This is a genomic window from Salirhabdus salicampi (assembly GCF_024259515.1).
Lineage (GTDB): Bacteria > Bacillota > Bacilli > Bacillales > Alkalibacillaceae > Salirhabdus_A > Salirhabdus_A salicampi.
Genome location: NZ_JANBWE010000001.1, coordinates 1,043,174 through 1,065,420, shown reverse-complemented (window position 1 = coordinate 1,065,420; position 22,247 = coordinate 1,043,174). Strand labels below are relative to the sequence as shown.

At 36.6% G+C, this 22,247-nt stretch carries 18 protein-coding genes; 5 read left to right on the top strand and 13 right to left on the bottom strand.

Translation table 11 applies throughout. The annotated features are described in order from the left end of the window. Positions 1-19: 19 nt before the first annotated feature. The 5 genes from prpB to NLW78_RS05615 form a co-directional block, all read right to left on the bottom strand. The gene (gene prpB, locus NLW78_RS05635; protein ID WP_367617653.1) at positions 20-919 is read right to left on the bottom strand and encodes a methylisocitrate lyase; all 900 of its coding nucleotides are present in this window, start codon (positions 917-919) and stop codon (positions 20-22) included. After that, a complete protein-coding gene (locus tag NLW78_RS05630; protein ID WP_254495995.1) occupies positions 920-2,089 on the bottom strand; it encodes a 2-methylaconitate cis-trans isomerase PrpF family protein in 1,170 nt (389 codons plus the stop codon). It lies immediately after the preceding gene. A 14-nt stretch (positions 2,090-2,103) separates the two neighbouring features. After that, a complete protein-coding gene (locus tag NLW78_RS05625) occupies positions 2,104-3,459 on the bottom strand; it encodes an MmgE/PrpD family protein (protein WP_254495994.1) in 1,356 nt (451 codons plus the stop codon). 142 nt (positions 3,460-3,601) lie between these two features. Next, positions 3,602-4,276 (bottom strand): GntR family transcriptional regulator, encoded by a 675-nt coding sequence (locus NLW78_RS05620; protein WP_254495993.1) that lies wholly within the window; start codon positions 4,274-4,276, stop codon positions 3,602-3,604. A gap of 149 nt (positions 4,277-4,425) precedes the next feature. Then, positions 4,426-4,968, bottom strand: a complete 543-nt coding sequence (locus NLW78_RS05615) for a site-specific integrase (RefSeq protein WP_254496104.1) — start codon at positions 4,966-4,968, stop codon at positions 4,426-4,428. A gap of 751 nt (positions 4,969-5,719) precedes the next feature. On the opposite strand from NLW78_RS05615, the gene NLW78_RS05610 reads away from it, so the two are divergent. Beyond that, positions 5,720-6,325 carry a hypothetical protein gene (locus NLW78_RS05610; protein ID WP_254495992.1) on the top strand — a complete coding sequence of 202 codons (606 nt, stop codon included), beginning with the start codon at positions 5,720-5,722 and terminating at the stop codon, positions 6,323-6,325. A 330-nt stretch (positions 6,326-6,655) separates the two neighbouring features. Here NLW78_RS05610 and rlmD read toward each other — a convergent pair whose 3' ends face one another. From rlmD to NLW78_RS05595, 3 genes are all read right to left on the bottom strand, one after another. Further along, on the bottom strand, positions 6,656-8,020 hold the full coding sequence (rlmD, locus tag NLW78_RS05605; RefSeq protein ID WP_254496103.1) for a 23S rRNA (uracil(1939)-C(5))-methyltransferase RlmD: 1,365 nt from the start codon (positions 8,018-8,020) through the stop codon (positions 6,656-6,658). A 260-nt stretch (positions 8,021-8,280) separates the two neighbouring features. Continuing rightward, on the bottom strand, positions 8,281-8,619 hold the full coding sequence (locus NLW78_RS05600; RefSeq protein ID WP_254495991.1) for a DUF2538 family protein: 339 nt from the start codon (positions 8,617-8,619) through the stop codon (positions 8,281-8,283). A gap of 312 nt (positions 8,620-8,931) precedes the next feature. Next, on the bottom strand, positions 8,932-9,558 hold the full coding sequence (locus NLW78_RS05595) for a kinase (RefSeq protein ID WP_254495990.1): 627 nt from the start codon (positions 9,556-9,558) through the stop codon (positions 8,932-8,934). Positions 9,559-9,817: 259 nt separating this feature from the next. Between NLW78_RS05595 and NLW78_RS05590 the strand changes: the two genes are divergently transcribed. Next, positions 9,818-10,936, top strand: a complete 1,119-nt coding sequence (locus tag NLW78_RS05590) for an LVIVD repeat-containing protein (RefSeq protein ID WP_254495989.1) — start codon at positions 9,818-9,820, stop codon at positions 10,934-10,936. A gap of 49 nt (positions 10,937-10,985) precedes the next feature. Here the strand turns inward: NLW78_RS05590 and NLW78_RS05585 are convergent, their stop codons facing one another. Beyond that, positions 10,986-11,846, bottom strand: a complete 861-nt coding sequence (locus tag NLW78_RS05585; RefSeq protein WP_254495988.1) for an STAS domain-containing protein — start codon at positions 11,844-11,846, stop codon at positions 10,986-10,988. A 462-nt stretch (positions 11,847-12,308) separates the two neighbouring features. On the opposite strand from NLW78_RS05585, the gene NLW78_RS05580 reads away from it, so the two are divergent. Next, positions 12,309-13,778, top strand: coding sequence for a protein adenylyltransferase SelO (locus NLW78_RS05580; protein ID WP_254495987.1), 1,470 nt, complete (start codon positions 12,309-12,311; stop codon positions 13,776-13,778). A 65-nt stretch (positions 13,779-13,843) separates the two neighbouring features. Here NLW78_RS05580 and NLW78_RS05575 read toward each other — a convergent pair whose 3' ends face one another. Continuing rightward, complete coding sequence (locus NLW78_RS05575) at positions 13,844-16,201, bottom strand: FdhF/YdeP family oxidoreductase (protein WP_254495986.1); 2,358 nt, start codon at positions 16,199-16,201, stop codon at positions 13,844-13,846. A gap of 102 nt (positions 16,202-16,303) precedes the next feature. After that, a complete protein-coding gene (locus NLW78_RS05570) occupies positions 16,304-17,575 on the bottom strand; it encodes an L-lactate MFS transporter (protein ID WP_254495985.1) in 1,272 nt (423 codons plus the stop codon). 461 nt (positions 17,576-18,036) lie between these two features. Here NLW78_RS05570 and NLW78_RS05565 point away from each other — a divergent pair, with 461 nt between their 5' ends. Further along, a complete protein-coding gene (locus NLW78_RS05565; protein ID WP_254495984.1) occupies positions 18,037-18,441 on the top strand; it encodes a CBO0543 family protein in 405 nt (134 codons plus the stop codon). Further along, positions 18,438-18,929, top strand: a complete 492-nt coding sequence (locus NLW78_RS15550; protein ID WP_302328426.1) for a CBO0543 family protein — start codon at positions 18,438-18,440, stop codon at positions 18,927-18,929. Before NLW78_RS05565 ends, NLW78_RS15550 begins: the two co-directional genes overlap by 4 nt. Before the next feature lie 236 nt (positions 18,930-19,165). Here NLW78_RS15550 and NLW78_RS05555 read toward each other — a convergent pair whose 3' ends face one another. Together NLW78_RS05555 and NLW78_RS05550 are read right to left on the bottom strand one after the other, a co-directional pair. After that, positions 19,166-19,483, bottom strand: a complete 318-nt coding sequence (locus NLW78_RS05555) for a LysR substrate-binding domain-containing protein (RefSeq protein WP_302328425.1) — start codon at positions 19,481-19,483, stop codon at positions 19,166-19,168. A gap of 430 nt (positions 19,484-19,913) precedes the next feature. Continuing rightward, positions 19,914-22,112, bottom strand: coding sequence for a S8 family peptidase (locus tag NLW78_RS05550; protein ID WP_254495981.1), 2,199 nt, complete (start codon positions 22,110-22,112; stop codon positions 19,914-19,916). Positions 22,113-22,247: the final 135 nt, after the last annotated feature.

The following is a 22,247-nucleotide window of genomic DNA, read 5'->3' as shown; positions in this document are numbered from 1 at the left end:
TCACTAGAAATCGAATTAGTTAATCAAGCACAGTTTTGGCAATACTATTATCCATATCCTCATACTCACTGTTCCTAGTCAGTTCATAAAGCTCTTTACGTGTCTGCATATTTGATAATGCTTCTTTTTGTGTTCCTGTTGCGTAAATCATTTCATATACCTGTTCTACAGCCTTTGCTGTAACTCTTAATGATGTAACTGGATAAATGACTATTTTATAGCCCCATTCTTCGAATTGTTCGGCGGAGTAATACGGGGTTTTTCCGAATTCTGTCATATTAGCTAATAGTGGTGCATGAACGGCCTTACTAAAAGCACGAAATTCCTCTTCCGTAGTTAATGCCTCAGGAAAAATTACGTCTGCACCGGCATCTATATAAGCTTGCGCTCGTTCAATCGCTTGGTTCATTCCTTCAACAGCCTTTGCATCAGTACGTGCAACGATAACCATGTTTTCATTTGCTTTTCGTGCTGAAACAATTTTTTGGACCATTTCTTCAGTTGAGACGAGTTTCTTTCCATTTAAATGACCGCATTTTTTCGGTAAATCTTGGTCTTCAATTTGTACGGCGGCTACCCCTACTTCATATAATTCTTGGATTGTACGGGCAACGTTAAGTACACTCCCGAAGCCAGTATCAATATCTACTAGAAGGGGTAAATTGGTGGCACGAGTAATTTCTTTTGCACGGGCTAAAAGTTCGCTTAAAGTTATGACACCTAAATCTGGCATACCAATACTTGCAGAGAAAGCAGCTCCTGACAAATAAATACCTTTAAAACCAACTTTATTTGCGATCAATGAAGCCATCGCATCATGTGTGCCTGGCATTTTAATAATTTGGTCATCAGAAAGTATTAACTCTCTTAATCTTATGGAAGCGTGTTTATCTTCTCTTTCACGTACTAAATAACTCACTTATAAATCTCCTTTCGTAAATACGCTATTTCTTACATATACATTTCCATCCATAATTCTACGAGAAGTTCTACCAATAGCTGCTTTCTGTAATAGGTATTGATTTCCATCAAATTCAACCTTAACTTCAACGGAAATAACACCAGCAGGGTGACCGATTCGTACCTTAGCTTTTTCACTTCTATCCTTTGATACCACTTCATGGATATTGGTACCTTTTATTGAAGCAGCCACAGATGTGCAAATTGAGCCAGTACCAGCATACGTCTTATGCATGATTTGCATAAACATCATTCTAGCTACGACATCTATATCTTCAGCTTCAATGGTTTGTCCAGTGAAGGCATTATTATAGTCTTTTTTAGATGTAAAAAAGACGATATGAGGTGTATTTCTTGAATTTACTGCTGCCTCTTCAATAGAGGAGGAAAGACCTGCCATCACAGCAGCTCGACACCTAATTTCTTCTAGTTTTCGTAATAAATCTGGTTGTGTATCAACTTCTTCGGGGGATTCTGTACCTTTTAATCCCAAATCTTCTGCCCTTACAAAAACTTGACAGGTCGCTGCATCAACAATAGAAACAGTGATCTGCTTATCACCTAATACGATTTCATCCCTTACATTACCAGTTGGTAAAAGTCTTCCTGTTAGTGCTCCAACTGTTTCGGAAAAGTCCAACGTCACTTTTGCCCCAGTGCCCGGAACACCAGCGACGGAGTAACTGCCTTCTACTGCAGCTTTCCCCTCTTTAACAGGTACTTGCGCAGTAAAAACTTTCCCTGTATTTGTATTATAAATTTTGACTGTTGTAATCGGTTCTTCCGCTTTTACTAGTCCTTGGTCAATCGCAAATGGGCCTACACCTGAACTGATGTTTCCACAAATAGCATGCGTATGGACCTTCGCCTGGTCAAAAGCGACTTGTCCGAATGTATAATCTACATCAACACCTGTTCTTTTTGAAGGTCCTACAATTGCAACTTTACTTGTAAGTGGGTCTGCCCCACCTAATCCATCGATTTGTCGTTTATCCGGACTACCAAATATAGCTAATATCACTTTTTCTCTTAACAATAAATCTTGGGGTAAGTCGTTTTCTAATAAATAAATCCCCTTACTAGAACCTGCCCTTTGGATTGTCGCTCTAATAGGTCTAGTTTCCGGCATCCTTATCCCCCCTCTTAATGAATTTTGTCCATTAATTCATTTATTGTTTCTAGTGATTGAAGATTTTCTATCATCTCATGAATCTGAATCAATTGTGCTCTATTTAGATGTTCACCTGCTAATAAGGCTAATTTGGTTCGGTGTTCTTCTTTAGACATTGGGTTTTGAATTGATCCTTTTGGATAGTCTACTTGCGATTCATACGTGTTCCCATTATTTAATACAACTTGAAGTTTACATGAAACACCACGGGACAGTTCTTTATCAGGAACAAATTCCAACATCGTTGATAATCTTTTCACCTCAGGATGAGAAATCCATTTATCTGTAAAATGCTCCAGGAAAGCATCGCCTTCCACTAACGCCACTGCAACACCATGATTTAAACTAACTTGTGCCTCATGTATACTCTTAGGACTCTTAATTTCATGATAATGCGCCCATGAAGGATGGCGAAAAATCTTCATTTCCTTAATATTTTCTAATTGGTTTAAAACATCAGGCCTTATATTTAAAGCACAGTCTACCGCATTATGTATTGGACGTGCACAGGCATAACGCTTGTATTCTATACCTAAGTTGAATTTTTCCCCTAAACCATCAACAAGAGCAGATCCATCCTCCTGATTGGCAAATACTCTTAACACTCCGCGTTTTCCATCAAATATTGTATCTGCACCGGTGTAACCCCTTTTCGCCAATCGTGCTGCTACAATACCGTTTTGAGCCGCAGGACCTGGATTAATTCGCTTTTGCATGTTAGATCCATACATTTCCATTAGACCCGAAGCATGAGCACCAGCAAGTCCGAATGCACTAACAATTTCATCACTAGACAATCCTTCTAATCGAGCTGCTGCAGCTGTTGCTCCAAAAACACCACACACAGGTGTTGTGTGATATCCACGATCGCGAAGGTTAGGATTCATAGCATCTGAAAGCCTTTTCATTATATCGCAACCAACTGTTATTGCCGTTATTAATTCTTTACCAGATGAATGATTAGCTTCGGCAACAGCCAATGCAGCTGAAATGATTGGTGGGCTAAAATGAAATAATGCAAGGTCATCTACATCATCCATTTCAATGCTATGTGAAGAGACAGCATTGGCAAACGCTGCGGCTTGACTGGTAATCTTCTTACCACTCCCAATTAACGTTGCTTCTGGTTTTACTGAACCATATTCCTCCTGAAATTCCTGTGCAATTCTTCCAGAATCTGTAGTTGAACCGCGGAGTGTAACACCTAAGTAATCAAATATAAGCGTCTGCACCTCATCTACTACATGATCCGGAATATCTTCAAACTTCAAATTGGATACATAGTTTGCCAATTCTATCGACTTACGTTGAATTACTGTATTTTCCATTTATAACGCCTCCCCAAAAATCCTTGTATAATTGTATACTAATATATAGTCAGAAAACTTTCAACTAATTTTATAAATTTTCTGAAAAAAACAAAACAAGGGTAGCTTTTATAAAAAAGGAACCCTTGTTTACTGTAAATAATTAATGATCGTTACCTCTTATCCCTAAATACTCTTCAATTGTTTTAATCGCTGTATTCATACTGTTCAAAATATGCATTTCCATCGCTCTGCCACAGTTTTCATGGTCACCTCTTGATAGGAAATCAAAAATTTGCTGATGTTCATTAGCTGCCGATAAACTACGATTGGAAACGTGTTTTGGCCCCAATCGTCTATATCGACTTATATGATCATTAAGTTGTGACAACATCTTTGTTGCAGTATGTTGTTTAGAGATTTTATATAAAGTTTTGTGAAATTCCAGTCCGAAATTAACAACATCTTCTATTTGGTTCTTTTCTGCCGCATTTATAATATTGTTTGTAATTTTTTGTAATTCTTTAATATCATCATCGTTAGCCTTCTTAGTTGCTTCAGAAGCTACTAAACCTTCTAATCTACTCCTTACTTGAAATATCTCAATAACTTCTTCCACCGATATTTGCGAAACCTTTAGGCGCCCATTACGATGCCTGACTAACCACCCTTCTAATTCTAACCTCTGTAAGGCTTCCCTTAAAGGTGTACGACTCACTTCAAATTCTTCAGCCAACATATCTTCAACGACATGTGCATTTGGTTTTAGAGCACCGTTAATAACTTTTTCTTTTATTTCCATGTATAGTATATCTTTTGTTCTTAACGTTTTTAACATTTTTTAACCCCCGAACCCGATATTATTGATTGTATACGATTATACACCATATCATTTAAAATTCGAAGTTTAAAATGAATAAAACTCTATTCTTATTAAGAGCGTTAAGAAAACAATACTACACCATAGTATTGTTCCGTTTCTTTTAATTACAAACTAAAGTGCTCTAAACTTTGGTCAACAATATCCTGGTTAATACCAATATATCTTAGTGTAATATCTGGTGACGTATGATTAAAAATATCTTGTAACAATGCGACATTTTTATTAATCGTATAATGCCAAAACCCAAATGTTTTTCTTAAGCTATGGGTACCGAATTCTGTTATACCAACATTTTGGGCAGCTTTGCTTAAGATTTTATATGCTTGAACTCGCTGTAGTGGTAAGTCTGTTTTATATGAGGGGAATAAAAAATCTTCCTCATCCTTCCCCTCTATATAATGAGCAATTGTTTTCCGCAATTCTACATTGATCAAAAATCGTTTGCTTTTTCTTGTTTTCGTTTCCTTTAACACAATATGGGTTTTATCTCGTACATCTTTTACTCTAAGTGGAAGTAGGTCACTTATTCGTAACCCTGTGTTAATTCCCATTACAAATAAGAAATAATTTCGTTCTGAATCACGCCTTAACTCTTCTTTCATTGCTTGAATTTGTAATCGATCTCGTATTGGTTGTACCGTCTGCATCCCTTTACTAATAATAGCGTGATAATCCGACTGTATCATTTCCTTTCTTTTTGGATCCTTTATTTTAGACTGATTTAATTCTTCTATTTTTCGTTTAAGGTCATATTCGCCATATTTATCAGACAGGTATTTGTATTGCCCTTCAGTTAAAAACACGTAATTTGCATATTGTATTTTTTCCACAATTTCACTCCTAATGAAAACACTACGTTGTATCATTCTACTAATTCGAATTTTCGTCGGTCACAGAACATCAAAATGTACAAATGCAGAGAATCGCTTTCAGACAAAATTAGTTGTTGTTTTCTTACCTACAACCCACCTAATTCGCTTCAGACGTTTTATTTCCAGTTCCATAATGAACAATAGAAACTAATCTACTTTTTATTGATTTCCAGATTTTTGATGAACGGAAAGACTCAATATGTATCTTACCGTAATTTTACAACAATTCACAGTTAATGAAAAGACCGAAATAATAAGCTTTCATCTATTTTCATAATGAAACATAATACATATTTTGTTTCGTTGAAAAAAATGGAATTAATGATTATGAATAAAACAATTTCTGCAAAAAGTGTTCTTTTCATGAACGAAACTAATACAAAATTTTAAATTATGAAAAACCAAAAAAAGAATAGTTAGTAAAATAGATACGATATATATGAAAAAAATGACATTTAGTAAGACTATTTGCATAAGTATAATTTGACTACTTATTATCTTTAATTATTTTCAAAGAGGTGACTAAATGGAAAAGAGAAAATGGTTGGCAGGAATGTTTATACTGTTTATGAGTTTAGGAATGTTTGGGAATACGTCTTTTGCAGGCAATGGCCAATCAGAGTTAGCGAAGGTTCGTAAAGCAACAGCAAAGTATCACACGGTTGAAAACGCAATAGCAGATGGTTACGAGCCTGTAGGACCGGCTATTGAGGTGCCAGGATTTGGTACTATGGGATACCATTATATTAACTTTGCTTACTTAGCTAATCCTCAGATTGAATTAGAAAAACCTGAGGTGCTATTGTACACGGCAACAAAGGACCAGAAGGATAGTGTACGATTAGTAGGAGTTGAGTACGTGGTTGCTTCAGTTGACTGGGAGGATAAAAACGGAATAACCCATCCCGGTTGGGATGGTGCAGAGCCACCAAGCTTATTTGGAGAGGTGTTTGAAGGTCCAATGGCAGGTCATGGTCCTGGTGAACCATGGCATTATGATAAACATGTTTGGATTTGGCAAGCAAATCCAAACGGAGTTAATGAGCCAATATGGCCGGAATCTCCTGGTCTATTTTCACAATTTAATCCTAATGTAAAATGCGAAGGCTGCTTTCCTGCTGATATGGAGTAGTGCAAATGACATTTATTATATACACAAAGTATAAGAGACCAGTAACTGGTCTCTTCTTTTATTTCATTTCATCGAAACCATATAAATTCATCATTTTATCTATAGCAAGTTTTATCGCTTCGAAAATTACGCTTAAATCTTTATCATCTGTCATTGACATGCCATACGCACAATGATCTAGTGGAATTATTCGATAGCAAAAAAGGTGTCACTTATTTGTGACACCTTTAAATCAGTGGGACTTGATTTTCAACTACTTCATCTTTTTGTGATTTCAAGGTGAACTTTGAAACGTTTTGCTCCCCTTGTTAATTCGTTATATGAGTTTCTTTATTCCAATATTAATTCAGCAACACATTCAACGTGAACGGTATGAGGGAATAAGTCTACTGGTTGTACCACTTTTAGTTTATAGCCAAATGGTTCAAGTTCTTTAATATCCGTTGCAAATGTGTCTGGGTTACATGATACATATATAATACGTTCCGGTTTGGAACGTCCTATTCTCCTCATCACTTTACCACCTGCACCAGATCTTGGCGGATCAAGCAATAATAGTTCCGGGCTCCCGAAGCTCTCCAATATTTGATCAATACCTCTTCTGGCATCTTTTGCTAAAAAGGTCGTGTTGGATATGCCGTTATCTTCGGCGTTTCGTTTCGCTGATTCAATTGATTTTTCAACAATTTCAATACCTGCAAGTTTTCCAACTTTATTCGCAAACGGAAGAGAAAATGTGCCAACACCACAGAAAAGGTCAATCATCGTCTCTCCATTTTTCGGTTTCCCCATCTCAATTGCTAAATCAACTAACTTTTGAGCCTGTATAGGATTGGTTTGGAAGAAGGTGTCGAACCATAGACGGAAACGGAATCCATCCATTTCATCATAGATGAAATCTCTTCCTGCTAACGTATGGCTTTTTTCAGCTTGAGTCCTGTCTGCCCAATCCTTATTCTCAAGCCATAACAAGCTTTTTACATGAGGAAACTTTTCCCCGATTCGGTTTATTAATTCGTCAACAGCAATTTGTAATTGACCTTCAGGTGCCTCTGTAGCAAAAAGGCCTAACATGATTTCTCCTGTAGCAAACGATTGTCGAACCATTAAATGACGTAGTAACCCTTCATGTGTATCCTTGTTATAGCCTTCCAATTGATACTCTTTTACCCAATTGGCTACCTCCATTGCTGCTTCTACCATCTCCTCACTGGCGATTAAACATTCTTCCAGAGGAATAACTTTTCGGAAATTCCCTTGTTCATGTAAGCCAAGTGAACCGTCTGGAGAAAATGTAAACTCCATTTTATTCCGATAATGCCATGGTTGATCCATTCCAATTGTATGAAGTACTAGATTAGGATCAAAACCTTGTGATTTAATTGCGTGTTTCACATGTTCTGTCTTTTGCTGTAATTGGGCTGTGTAATCCCAATGTTGCCATACACATCCACCACACCTTTCAAAATGTGGACATGGTGGTTCAGTGCGACTTGGACTTGGTTCTACAATTTCATCCGGCATTGCTTTTCTTCTTTTTCTTTCTGGCTGATCGACTGTCACGCGAACCTTTTCTCCTGGTAATGTTTGCGGAATAGTTAGCTTTAACTTTCGCAAATTACCCTTGTCATTTTCACGCCATACTTCAGCTCGCCCTGCTCCTCTATCATCAAGATGCTGAATCTCAGCAATCATTGTTTCTCCATTATTCCCTTTCAATGAATGCTCCTCCTTTAACAAATCGTACGAAGTCTATTAAACATACATGTCAGTTAATCCAATCTTCTATATATGATGTCCACATTCAAATAGTATAAAGGATGATTAACAAATTTGGAATCTATTCGTTTCTAGTATAAATTTACAATGCATAAATGTGCTTCTAACAAAATACAGAGAGACCAAAAAAATTAGCCTCTCCTACATAGAAGCTTAGATCATCTGAATAAGTTACGTTATTCATTCAACCTTGTTCCCATTTTTATCGCCTCGAAAATAGCATTCAAATATGTATCGTCAGTGATCGAGGCAAACACTTTAGATAAAGAAACATTGTAATCGCTCATATACAAAGACGTAGCCACTTCACATAAACTCCAGCTTTTATCCGATAAACCGTCACTTTTAATATTTGAGAAAGGGAAAGTAGACTGACTTAAACCATTTGTATCAATGACCTCATAAATTTCTGGTACAGCCGCAATGTATATGGAAGGTAAAAAATCAACTTTTCCTTTATAAAAGGCGACAAGTTGTCGGTAATTCACTTTATGTTTATCATTAATAAAATACATAACTCTTCCTCCTTATTTTTTTACTTTTCTATACATCACCCTATCAAAATCCTTTCCAATATGATCATTTTTAGAAGTCGATAGTGAATGAAATTAAAAAAACATACCGAAGATCCTCTTTTGTTCGATGGTGTTACATTAAATCTTTACAATATTTTACTATTACGAAAAAAGGAGCGTTTTACAACGCTCTTTGAAGTGTAATGTATATGCAACTTTCACGAAGCTTCCTTTTGTTGAACATTTTGTTCGCTCTAATGTCGCTTCCCTGAAGAAGGTTATAAAATAGACAGTTGCTGTCACTTTTATCTACTATGTTTTATAAACTATATTAGCCTTTTCCATTGGATTTTCTAAGTTTACATAATGTTGTTCTCCTGGCCAATACCTTCGTTTATACTTTTTTAACCTTTTCTTATAATCTCCTATATAAGAATCTCGTTGTAATACCCTTTTATATTTTACTTTACGGGGACAGTCTACATATATAACAAAATCAAAGTATTCTCTCCATTCTTTTCTTTGCAGAAAAATACCTTCTATCATAACAATACTAGTATCTGTAACCTCTATTTCTGTATTTATTGTCGTATCAGTAGTGGAATGGTAATAAGGTAAATTGATTTTACTTCCCTTATTACGTAAAGGTACGAATACATCATGTATTAACCTTTTCGTATCCCACTGTAAGTAGTAATATTCATACCATTCTTCGAAACCAGTATGATATCGTTTTTCCCTTTCCACAATATAATCATCAATGTGAAGACACATTACTTTATTCATATTTAACTCTTTTAATAGTTGGTTAGCTATCGTTGTTTTGCCAGCTCCACTTAAACCATCTATACCTACTATAAAAGGACGATCCTTATGGAGTCGTTTTGAAAATTGAAGTGAAATGGTTTGTGATATCTCTAATATCTCTTTTATACGCATAATTATCACCTAAATATCTAGAATAATATATTGAAAAACTCATTCCTCATGTCAAATCAATCCCCGTAATTGTATAGAATCTATATGCTTATGTAACAGATTACAGGACTACTATTTTCATCCATATTACCATTTTTGAAAAATCGCCCATATCGTATATGGTCTATAAAATAGGTAAATTTCATCATAGTCAGATGGACTAACAAAAAATTATAATACATACAATTACAAATGTAGAACTGAAAAAGGAGATGATTAATTGAGGAAAAGGTTAAAAGTAACATTACTTTTCTTGTTGACTATTATGTTAACATTTGGGACAGTGTCTGCTCATCCAGTTGATAACCCAGACTCATTAGATTTAAGTACGAGTGTTAGTACAGACCTAAACATATTTTCTAAAAGTACGAACATGGAACATATTGCTCATATTCCTGAACCATCAGCAACCGGAATTGAAACTCAAGGAAACTACTTATATGTCGGTATCATTGGTGAAGGAATGAAGATTTATGATATTTCCGATCCTGCATCCCCTGTAGAAATTGGTTGGTACGCATCCCCGGGGTATCAAAATGATGTAGCCGTTTCCGGAAAAGTTGCTTTACTAGCTACAGATCCTCCTGATGCTGACCCAGGGTTTGAAATCATTGATATTTCGGATCCGACAAATCCAACATTAATTGCAAATTATAACGAACGAAGAGCACATGCAATTTCATTCGTGGGAGAACTAGCTTTTCCATCTGGGAACCAAAATATGGACATTATTGATTTAAGAAATCCATCAAATCCAAAGGTAATAGGAACATTTGAAGCTCATGCAACCATTCATGATGTGCACGTTTCAGGAAATCGAGCATATTTAGCTACTGGTAGCGGGCAAGGTATGCAAATTGTTGATATTAGTGACCCAACCAATCCTAAGGAAGTTTCTCTAACAATAGATTCTGAAACGGACTATTCCCATGAAACGATCCCAAACGAAGATCATTCCATAGTTGTCATGTCAGATGAAAGCTACTCAACATCAGCACCAGGTGGCGAGTTAACCTTTTACGATACGTCCGATGAATCAGATCCAAATTTGTTGAGTAAGTTTTTTATTAGCGATGAAGGCATGCCTCCAGGATTTTACTCGGCTCATAATTTTCAAGTAGATGGAGATAAAATTATCACCGCATGGTACACGGGAGGAACCAGAGTTATTGACATTTCGAATCCAGCTAATCCAGTAGAAATAGGCCATTTCATGCCAGACGGGGCAGTTACGTGGGAATCACTGACTCATAAAGGGTACATTTATACAGGGGATAGTTCGAGAGGAATAGATGTATTAAAATTTCACCCAGATCATTCAAATAAGAAAAATAACTAGTATTTATTTTAAAAGAAGGTCTAATTAGACCTTCTTTTTTTATGTATAATTATAACTTCTTATCTAACGGAGTTGCTGCGTCTTTCCCTAATAATAGATAGTCGCCTAATGCTTGTTGCAAGGTCCCTAACTTCTTCGTTTCCGGATCAAATTTGATCCCTAAATCCGTCATTTCTTTGGCGACCTCCTTGCGTAAACCTGTTATTACAGTACCGCATCCCATCATTGCTATACCATCAATAATTTTTAACAGTTCATATGTAACGTTTTCTTCCATAGTAGCTATACCGGATAGGTCCATAATTAACGTTTGAATACGTAGATTTGAAACTTCAGTTAATACTTTTTCTTTCAAAATATGAATACGATTCGTATCCATTGCCCCTATTAAAGGTAAAATGCTAATAGTATTATTGATTGGAATAATCGGAACCGATAAATTTTCGACCAATTTTTGTTGTGCACTAATCAATGAATCCTTGTATGTAGAGTAATTAATGAAAAATGTATTTAAAAACATATCCACTCTATTGTTTATCTCTTGTTCTAACTGGAAAAAGTCAGCGATTTTATACTTTTGAGATAGGTGGCAAAATTTATGAATAAAAACCCATATTGTTCTTCGAATGGCTTGAATCCATTCCAACTTAAAAGTAAGTTCGATTGAGTGTGTTGCCCATGCTATTCCTTCTTTTTGTGCAAATAATTTGAGGTCCTCATCTTGACCGTTAATAATATAAACAATTAACTCATGCGCATTATTTACTAAATCAATGTTACCAATTCTCAAAATTTCATCGATCTTATCTTTAACGTTTACAGCTTCAGACAACAAAGTTTCTTCAAAGTTATACTTGTTTTTTATGAAGAAATCTTTTAAATGAAAGGTTGGCTCGTAAGCAAAATTCATTTTTAATTCCCCCCTATATATTTCTCATTTTTATTACATAAACTACAATCTTTACAGAGTAGTTTATCCCTTAGTTTCGATAAATTTTCACAGAATCCTTAGACATTACCCCTTAATCATAAAATTTAAACCACTAATCTTCATAAAGTTTGACAATTTTCTTTGAAAATCCTGTGAAAAAACGTCAGTATTCAATCATCCATTCAACAAATTTAGGTATTATCTTATTTGCACTTCTAAAATCTCTTACAATTCGATTTGACACCCTTAAAGCAATTGTCTCAATTTGCGCTTGCCAGGGAAATAAAGAAGAATTACCACTCGTGCTTAGGGATAACTTTAACAACCATGTGTATAGAAATAGGTTTCTTTTCCCAAAGGCTTTTTAAAAAAGTATAATAAATGTATAGACAGAGATGATAAATGAAGACTGTGTAAACTTTTAATAAAAGAGGTGTTATGATGTCACACCATGATCAAAGAGAGAATACAGGATGGAACTTTGAAAATACGTATATCACTTTACCGGAAAAGCTATTTACAATGCAAAAACCGATTCCTGTACATTCTCCACAATTGGTTATGTTTAATGAACCACTAGCTAAATCGTTAGGGCTCAACCCAGAGAGTTTGGGAAGTAAAGATGTTGCAGTATTTGCCGGAAATGAATTGCCCGATGGCTCTTCTCCCCTTGCTCAAGCATATGCAGGACATCAATTTGGCCATTTTACGATGCTAGGAGACGGCCGTGCTGTATTACTTGGTGAGCAGATAACTCCAGGTGATGAACGATTCGATATTCAACTAAAAGGCTCAGGTAGAACCCCCTATTCGCGTGGTGGAGATGGACGTGCTTCACTTGGACCAATGTTGCGAGAGTACATAATTAGTGAAGCAATGCATGCACTTCGTATACCCACTACACGAAGCTTAGCAGTTGTTACAACTGGAGAAACAGTCCTACGGGAAACTCAACTACCTGGCGCAATTTTAACTCGTGTTGCTGCTAGCCATCTGCGGGTCGGTACGTTTCAGTATGTTGCAAATTGGGGTACGGAAGCAGATATGGAATCATTAGTAGATTATACATTACATCGTCATTTTCCTAAGGTTAATCATGGTGAAAACCGTTACTTAGCTCTTTTTCGAGAGGTTGTGAAACAACAAGCATCTGTTATTGCCAAATGGCAACTCGTTGGCTTTGTACATGGTGTTATGAATACGGATAACATGACCATTAGCGGGGAAACAATTGATTATGGTCCATGTGCATTTATGGACCATTACGATGAAAATACTGTTTTCAGTTCCATTGATCGAGAAGGACGTTATTCTTATGGAAATCAACCGGGTATTGGCCAATGGAACCTTGCGAGATTTGCTGAGACATTACTCCCATTCATCAATAGTGATGAAGAAAAGGCGATTGAGTCTGCAAAAGAGGTTCTAACAGAGTATGCGAAATGGTACCACGAAAACTGGCTCAATGGTATGAGAGCAAAACTAGGCCTTTTTGATGAAGGTGAAGACGATCAATCTCTAATTGAAGAATTGCTCCAATTGATGAAGCAATTTGAAGCTGATTTTACAAATACGTTCCGTTCCCTTACTTTTGAAGACTTTGAAGATAATAATTTATTTCACAGTAGTGACTTTAAATATTGGTATAAAAAATGGAACCAAAGAAAAGAAAGAGAAGAACAATCCAAATCTGACTCCGTAGAACTAATGAAAAATCATAATCCAGCTGTTATTCCTAGAAATCATCAGGTGGAAGAAGCGCTACAAGCAGCAGTGGAAAGAAATGATTATAGTGTGATGGAACGTCTGCTCGATGTTCTTTCAAACCCTTATGCGCATACAAAAGAACAGGAACAATATACTACAGTGCCTAAACGGAATCGTCCATATATCACATATTGCGGTACTTAAAGAAAAACATGAAGGACCTACATGACACGATGTAGGTCCTCATTTTTTTGGAACTATTCATTGATTTACTCAACTGTTACTTCTAAATCCTCTACTTTCTTCTCATGATAATCAACGTCTTTTCTGGCGTGATAACGTTCAGCCTTTTCAACTTTTACAGCTACATTATATTGCGGGATTCCTGATGGGCCATCATAAATCCCTTTCGGAATGAGGAAATTCCCTTCTGGGAAGTGAAGGCCTATATTACCTTTAGCAATGTCGGCAAAATGGGCCTTTCCTTGGAAAGTGCCATGCTGGTTGTGCACAACAACAGGTTCTCTATCCGCAATACTTAACCGTTTTGCATCTTCTTCATTCATTAAGACATCGTAACGTCCTGCAGCGTTAAACGGGTCCGTCTCATTATAGACCATAGAATTAAACTGCTTACCACGTCGAGTCGTAACATAGAATGTTCCGTCTGGTTTTTCGAGTTGTGGAATATCGATAGGGATTAAGTTACCTTTACCATCAGGGGTTGGGCATATTCCATCCTCACATAACCAAGCTCCACCCCATTGGAACACGTCACCTTCTTTCTTAAGGTTCTGTATTCCGTCATAATTACGGTTCGCTTGTGCGATTTCTTCACGTATTTCCTGAGCCTCTGTAAAGTTAACAAGATGGGCATGTTCAGGCTTTACCCGCTTAGCCAGGTCAACATAAATTTTCCACTCGGCACGAGCTTCTTTAACTTCATTTTTGTTTCCTGTAATTTCAGGTGAAAAATATACCATTCGTTCTGTAGATGTTGAAGTTCCTCCCCCCTCTTGCTCGAAACGGGTCTTGGCTGGTAGTACAATGACGGCCTCTTTCGCCTCAACAAGTGTAGATGTATTAAAAATAATATCTTGATGAACGCGAATATCTAATTCCGATAAAGCCTCTTCAACAAAGTCAGGATTCGGCATCGTTTCTAAGAAGTTACCACCGCTCATATAATACAGTTTTAGTTTTCGTTCGTGGTCCTCAGGTAAAACTGCATTTTCAAGAGAGACTCCAACGATATCTCCTTGCCATTTTGGTAACTCAAAGTTCCAGAGATTTTCAATTCTTTTTACATTTTCGTCGGTCCAACCACCACCAGGGAGGACAAACGGGTCAGCCCCCATTTCCCCAGTTCCTTGAACACTGGAGTGGCCCCGAAAGGGCATAAGTCCATTATGTTTGCGTCCTAGATGGCCTCGAAGTAATGCAAGGTTCGCAACTTGGGATATATTGTCTGTTGCAAACGAATGCATGGTTAGACCCATTGCCCAGGCATACACAGCGTTTTTACTGTTCGCTAATAGTTCGGCCAGTTCGATGATTCTGTCTTTTGAAACACCAGAAGATTTTACGATTTCATTCCAAGAATGTTCTTGAACTTTTTCGTGTAACTCTTCATAACCGTTAACATGCTTATTTACAAATTCATGATTAATTGCGGATCCTGATTCTTGTTCCTCCATTTCAAACCAATGTTTCATAATGCCATGCATTAATGCAATGTCTCCTCCAATATTCACTTGATAAAAGTCATCAGCAATCTTTGTTCCGAATAAAGCAGACTCTGCATTAGATGGAACCCAATACTTATCCATGGCCGGTTCTTTATATGGATTAATTACAATAATTTTGGTCCCTTTTTTCTTAGCGGCTAACATATACTTTGTTGATACAGGTGAACTATTTGATGCTACAGATCCCCAAAATACAAGAACGTCTGTCCCAATCCAATCCTGGTAATTACACGTACTTGCTCCTACTCCTACTGATCTAGTTAAAGCTGTTTTAGATGGTGAATGACAAATTCTTGAAGAGTTGTCAATATGATTTGTACCTAAGAAACGAGCTACTTTTGCAGCTACGTAATAAGTCTCATTCGTTATTCCTCTAGATGTTAAGTAAAATCCGTATTGCTTCGGGTTAAGTTTTTTCATTTTCTCGGCTATGATATTCATAGCCTCATCCCAACTAATACGAGAAAATTTATTTTCTCCCTTTCTACGAATTAATGGATATGGTATGCGACCTAGTTGTCGTAAATCCTTACTACTATATTTTTTTAACTCATCAATATCAGCATGGACAACTTCTTCACTCATTGCGGGCATTGTACTAAGACGTAGTACATTTAGTCTCGTTGTACAAATGTGTGGTCCTTTTAGTGTCTGGTCTTGTAGACCTGCAACACCTAAGGCACATCCATCACATACCCCTTTTGTTAGAATGTTTTTCGCATAATTTATGTTATCTTTATTTTCCCAAACAACCTTCATCGTGTCTCGAATATGCTTAGGCTTCACCTTGCCTAACCCAAATGGAATGGGACTTACCCAATGCTCAGGAGAAGGTTTTTTCGAAATTTTTATTGGACCTTGATGTTTTGTTTTTCCCATTCTATTCACTCCTTCATTATGTGAATAAAAAGCCACCGTAATAAAATCAATTAAGAGATTATCTACGGCGGCTTATACTTTAACAACAAATGTCTTTACGCTTTAGCTGGCTGCTGAACCTGCCTGTGCTTGTTCTTCTTTTTGAGCGCGAAGCTTTGCGACATCTCTTTTTGCTAGAATTGAAACGATTAGTGCCACTATGAATAGGCCACCGAAGAACGTTAAGCTTGATTGATAGTTACCTGTCGTATCTCTCATCCAAGCAGCGAACATCGGACCAACTAATCCAGCTGCAGCCCATGCAGTTAAGATGTAACCATGAATTGCTCCAAGTTGTTTCGTTCCAAATATATCACCAATGTATGCTGGAATCGACGCAAATCCTCCCCCATAGCAAGCATATACGAGTACACAAAAGATACTAAAAATAATTTGGCTTGTAATGCTTGGCAATAGAAAGAAAATTGGAATTTGAATTAAGAAAAAGAGAATGTATGTGTTCGGACGGCCAAGATAATCGGAAGCACTTGCCCATACAATACGTCCGATCCCGTTTGCAATTCCTAATGCTCCGACTAAAGCAGCTGCCTCAGTTGCAGTAATACCAATACTCTCAACAGCTAGTGGACTCATAGCAGAAATGATCGCAATTCCACATGTTACATTGATGAAGAGCATTAACCATAAATAGTAAAAACGCTTCGTTTTTATGGATTCATTTGCTGTTAGTTGCGCTAAGTCTTCCTTAATTTTCTTCTTACCGGAGTCTACTTTTTCTTTGAATCCTTCTGGAACCCAACCAGCTGGTGGTTTTTCTAAATAAAGTGATGAGGCTACCATGACAACAAAGTATGCTATCCCTAATGCAAAAAATGTGTTAGCTGTTCCAACAGAGTTGATTAGTACATCCATTATCGGACTACTAATCGCAGCGGCAAAACCAAACCCCATAATAGCTAATCCGGTTGCCATACCACGACGGTCCGGGAACCATTTTACTAAAGTTGATACAGGAGCAATGTAACCTACCCCTAAACCAATACCGCCAAGGACACCATAAAAGATATACAATAATGGTAAAGAAGACATGTTAACGGCAAGTCCAGAACCGAAAATGCCAATTCCGAAGAAGGTAGCTGCAAATAAACCAGCTTTTTTCGGTCCATATTTTTCTACGAAGTGTCCTAGAAACGCAGCAGCTAATCCTAGGAATAATATTGCCAAGCTAAATGTGAATTGAACTTGACTGGAACTCCATCCAAACTGGTCCATTAATGGAGTTGTAAAATTACTCCACGCATATACGGAACCAATTGAAATGTGAATCCCTACAGCTGATAATGCAATCAGCCATCTGTTTTTTACTTTTTCCATTTCTCCACATCCTTTTTTTGTTTTTTCATGAAAAAAACCGTTAACTTTCCTAAACAAAATGCACTAATATGCATGCATTAGTCTTTGGAAGGTTAACGGTTAGTTAATAGCAGGAATCGCTACTATTGACCTAACTGTTAACAACTCTAGTTGAAGTCATTGTCTTAAATTTGACCGATGACAGGGTCGCTATCTCGTATCAAATTTGCGACAATTCTGTGAATTAAATCAATTAAATCATAACATGAAAGCGCTTAAATTATCAATAAGTTTTCTTAAAATTACAATAAATGATGGGTTATACTACTAATCCTATGTCTAAATTGATAGTTCATGTATTCATTCATTAATTTGTGAGTTTTTTTTACTAAATCATATAGTGAGACTAATGTAGCTAAGTACATAAATTTCTTCTATTAGGGAAAAGATATAAAAAATGTCACTCCTAGGTAGGGATGTTCATGATTTTACATAGACTTCCAAGGTATTGGTTTTCTTTATATGCCTTCGTTTTAGCGGAATCAGCTTTACTATCCATGTTTTTTTATCAAGGTGGGTTTGTTCGTTATCCAGTACGTCCTTTTCCTGATAGCTTAAAAATGAGCTTATACTTTAACGGTTTCTTTAATCCACTTCTTGTTTGGTTATATCTAATTTTCCGACGTAAACGAAAGTGGGCTATACTATGGGCATTATGTATTAGCTTAGCATTTATGTTCTTAACGGATTATGTGCTTGTCCCTTTAAGATTGGTTGAGTATATTAGATGGGAATCTGCCTCAACCTTAATGCTTGCGTTAGCTCACATCATATTTGCGGAGATTTTCCTTTTGTTATATGAACGAATGGCGGGGTCACTTCGATGATTTTTTTAGTTATTTTAATAGCATTTTTTGTGTGGTGTTTATTTTATTTCGGAAAAAGGTTTTTATTTGACCAGTTAACGCTTTGTTTCTTATTTTCCTGTCAAGTGAATACGATTTTGGATATGGTTGTGATAAATAGAAAAATGCTTGATTTTCCGGTACGGTTGTTCAAGGAAATAAGTAATATTTCGATAACATTTGATTACGCTTTATTCCCCATTTTTCACTGCTTTTTTTATCAATGGACGTATCGGATGAATTGGAAAAAAGCATTAATTGTAGGCGTTCTTATGACAGCAGCACTAACATTTGTTGAACATCAATTCGTGCAATTTACGTCATACATTGTGTACTATAAATGGACATGGTATTATACGTTCTTAAGTGTTTTAGCATCGATACTATTAACAAGGCTTGTTGTAAGGTTATGGTTTCGTCAAGATTCAAGAAAAACAAAAAATAACATGAAGCTACCCATAACTGGATAGCTTCATGTTATTCATGTGAATTTTTTTGCCTTTTTATATTGTCATCAAACTTTAACAAATTCGTTGCAACTATGTTCGCCAGAAATTGTAATTTTCTTTACCTTTCTACCTCTTTAGCTGCTATATAACTATAGCGTTGTGAATTAGCTCGAAATCATTCATGTTAGAACCGTAGAACCGCTTTCGATAATAAACGATTTAATCATATGGAATGAGTAATAGTGTATTGAATCTTTTTAACACTTCTTTATAAACGAAAGAAATGACGAAACAGGCGGTAAGTTTATATTATCCCGTAAACAGGAAACGTAAAAGGTCCTACTTACATTAAAGTCTTTTAATTGAAAGGCTTTGACATTACGGTTTTGAATTGCTTTTTCAACTGCTAATGATGAAATCACAGATATTCCCATATTTGCCTCTACAGCAGCAATAACTGCTTCCGTACTTCCCATTTTAGCTGCTATATTTACGCCTTTCATTGAATACCCTTGCTCTTTAAGTGCTTTTTCAAATGAACAACGTGTATAGAATCTTCCTCTCTTATAATCCATTCATTGTTTAACAATTCAGCAAAGGTTCGGCACTCCCACTTTCCTTCAGCAGGGGTTATGAGCATTAACTCATCTTCAACAATTGGACTTGAAAAAATTTTGTCGTTTTTTTTCGATTTCGCCAGTTATAGCGATATCAATTTTCTGTTGTTGTAACCATCTCATGACTTGGTTACTTCCGGCAATTTTCATTCTAATACTGACATCTAAAAAAACTTATAACCAATATTAGAAAATCTTATCAAAAAAATTCCCTTCTCTAAGTGAGAACGGAATCGAGTAATTCACATCAAAATTCCCTCTATCATTTTCATTTTACATTTAAACAACAAATGCCTTTCTCATCTATCCTTCAATAAAAAACTCCCCATATATGTCATAGGACAGATGGGGAGTTTTTTACTATCAATATGAATTATTTTTTTAACAGTTATTTTCTTCCTACTAATGCCTGCTTGTAAACCTGTTCACCTGCTACGTCTGTAGCTCGTAATTTTAAGATCCATGGTGCTTTTCCTGTTAACTTAAGGTCAGATGCTTCAAGTTGTAATTGACCATCCACTGCAGTGAAGTCATCTTTTGTAAACTGATATAATAATTTTCCGTTCGAAGACTCAACTGTCAAGTTTACTTCTGCTACGTCCTCTACACCTTGTTTATCTAGAACTTTTGCAGCAACATTAATATCTTCATTGCCTGATACTTTTTCAGGTGTTACATCAAGTGTTGCTTCAGGTGCATGATTTACTACTTCTGGGTATGTGACTTCCCATTTTCCGTTGTAATCCGTAATCGTATTGTTACGACCATCTATACGTACGGTCCATGTTCCTGGTTCTGGGAACAATACTTCCACAAAACGTTCAGAACTAGTATCTAATAGACCAGCAGATTGGGCGTCGGCTGCATTAACATCTGTGACATCTCCACCTGGTCCATAAAGGGATATATAAACATTTTCCAGGTCATTTGCCCAGGTAATATCAGCGTATGCTTTTAGGGCACCTTCTTCAACTTTGAATGTATGTGTCTCATATCCTTCGTTTGTCTGCCAAGAATTAATTAAAACAGTACCTTCATATGGCTTGCTTTTAACAACCACGTTTTCAGGCATTTCAAACTTGACTAAATGTTCATCCGTTACTTCTGTTGGAATATCATTATTAACCGCACGTTCAACTGCTGCCTTTGCATCAATGAATCCTGCTCCTGCTTCAAATTCTTGATACCCATTCATTACCTCTGTATTTGCCGTTACCTCAACTAGACGAATAAGGTCTGTTGGCGATAAGCGTCCATCATTATTCTGTTCATAAGCATCGATGATTAACGCTAAAACACCAGTTACCATTGGTGTTGCCATCGATGTACCACTAGCTGAACCATAGTACGTTCCACTTGTAGTCATTGGATGAGCTGGGTTTTGTGTAGAGACAATATCTGCCCCTGGTGCTACAACAGAAGGGCGGTGTAATGCAATTGGTTTTTCAGTGAAATTCCAATTTGCCTGCTCTTCATCTGTAGCAGCTAAGTATTCCTTAAAATTACTTAAAGCAGCTTCACGATCAAAATTTCCATCTTCTTTACCACGAGAAGAAAATCCAGTTAACGAATACGTTTTATCTGTCGCACCGATTCCTAGAACATAAGGTGCAGTAGTGTATGGATTACATGTGTTACTTGCTGAACCATCATTACCATACGCAAATACACTTAAAATTCCTAGATCAAATGCCGTTTTTGTTACTTCATTCGTCACGTTATCAGGGTTAAAATCACAACCACTAGACCCCCAACTGTTAGAAATGAGACGAATGTCAGCTTCGCCATTTTTCACCAGATCAATAATGTGATCATAAGCTTCAACGGTATACACTAAGAAAAGTCCTGTTGATGTACTGTAACTATGAACTGTTGCCTCTGGTGCCATACCACGAAGTTCACCATCAGATGCCTCACCATTTCCGGCAATCGTACCGTATACATGAGTACCGTGACCATACTCATCATTGTTAACTGGCACACCAGCTTCTGCTTCAGCATCAAATACAATCGTTTCTAAATCTGTGTTATCAGGAGTAGTACTAGCGTATAAGCCGTCGCGTAAAAAGATTGTTCCGCCTACTTGCCAGTTTCTATACTGGTTATGTTGAACATCAGGGTGTAAGCCATCAAGTCCAGTATCTATAATCGCTACCTCCACGCCTTGACCAGTATATCCTAATGCTTCTTGAACTTCTTCTGCATTCGTCATTTCTCGTCCTTCAGCATTATTTAACTTCATGCTTTGGTTCGGCTCAATAAATCGTACTTCGTTCCATTGAGATACTTCTGCGATTTCGTCTTTATTTAATAAGACTCGAGCAATTGGAAAATTATTATACACATGATAATCACGGTTATACCCATCTAGTTGACTAGAACTTCCACGTTCGTCAAACACGATTAATACATCGTAATAAAGTGTACCGTCATCAGATTCTAACGTTTGCACTAGCTTGTCTGACAATTTGTCAGTATCACCTAAAACGGAAGCATTAGAGTTTTGATAGCTAAAAGCCATTGCTGCAAACAATAAAGCCACAGCAATAATAGCTCCGACACCTATTCTTTTGTGAAGTAAGGCCATTCCATCTCCTCCTTTAATATTGTAAACCACATTCAAATTATAAAATATTTCGTTCAACAATGTTTAAAAATTCAGAAAAATGAGCGAATAGGCTTGTTTTTTCGGCGTAACAGTCTACCAATTTAACTAGGAATT

What these genes read in the sequence shown, in the direction of transcription:
- NLW78_RS05580 (WP_254495987.1), top strand. Translation starts at nt 12,309, where the DNA reads ATGTCACACCATGATCAAAGAGAGAATACAGGATGGAACTTTGAAAAT.
- NLW78_RS05615 (WP_254496104.1), bottom strand. Translation starts at nt 4,968, where the DNA reads ATGCAGACGGTACAACCAATACGAGATCGATTACAAATTCAAGCAATG.
- NLW78_RS05600 (WP_254495991.1), bottom strand. Translation starts at nt 8,619, where the DNA reads ATGTATTTTATTAATGATAAACATAAAGTGAATTACCGACAACTTGTC.
- NLW78_RS05610 (WP_254495992.1), top strand. Translation starts at nt 5,720, where the DNA reads ATGGAAAAGAGAAAATGGTTGGCAGGAATGTTTATACTGTTTATGAGT.
- NLW78_RS05585 (WP_254495988.1), bottom strand. Translation starts at nt 11,846, where the DNA reads ATGAATTTTGCTTACGAGCCAACCTTTCATTTAAAAGATTTCTTCATA.
- NLW78_RS05575 (WP_254495986.1), bottom strand. Translation starts at nt 16,201, where the DNA reads ATGGGAAAAACAAAACATCAAGGTCCAATAAAAATTTCGAAAAAACCT.
- NLW78_RS05620 (WP_254495993.1), bottom strand. Translation starts at nt 4,276, where the DNA reads ATGTTAAAAACGTTAAGAACAAAAGATATACTATACATGGAAATAAAA.
- NLW78_RS05630 (WP_254495995.1), bottom strand. Translation starts at nt 2,089, where the DNA reads ATGCCGGAAACTAGACCTATTAGAGCGACAATCCAAAGGGCAGGTTCT.
- NLW78_RS15550 (WP_302328426.1), top strand. Translation starts at nt 18,438, where the DNA reads ATGATTTTTTTAGTTATTTTAATAGCATTTTTTGTGTGGTGTTTATTT.
- NLW78_RS05550 (WP_254495981.1), bottom strand. Translation starts at nt 22,112, where the DNA reads ATGGCCTTACTTCACAAAAGAATAGGTGTCGGAGCTATTATTGCTGTG.
- NLW78_RS05570 (WP_254495985.1), bottom strand. Translation starts at nt 17,575, where the DNA reads ATGGAAAAAGTAAAAAACAGATGGCTGATTGCATTATCAGCTGTAGGG.
- NLW78_RS05595 (WP_254495990.1), bottom strand. Translation starts at nt 9,558, where the DNA reads ATGCGTATAAAAGAGATATTAGAGATATCACAAACCATTTCACTTCAA.
- NLW78_RS05625 (WP_254495994.1), bottom strand. Translation starts at nt 3,459, where the DNA reads ATGGAAAATACAGTAATTCAACGTAAGTCGATAGAATTGGCAAACTAT.
- rlmD (WP_254496103.1), bottom strand. Translation starts at nt 8,020, where the DNA reads ATGATTGCTGAGATTCAGCATCTTGATGATAGAGGAGCAGGGCGAGCT.
- NLW78_RS05555 (WP_302328425.1), bottom strand. Translation starts at nt 19,483, where the DNA reads ATGGATTATAAGAGAGGAAGATTCTATACACGTTGTTCATTTGAAAAA.
- NLW78_RS05565 (WP_254495984.1), top strand. Translation starts at nt 18,037, where the DNA reads ATGATTTTACATAGACTTCCAAGGTATTGGTTTTCTTTATATGCCTTC.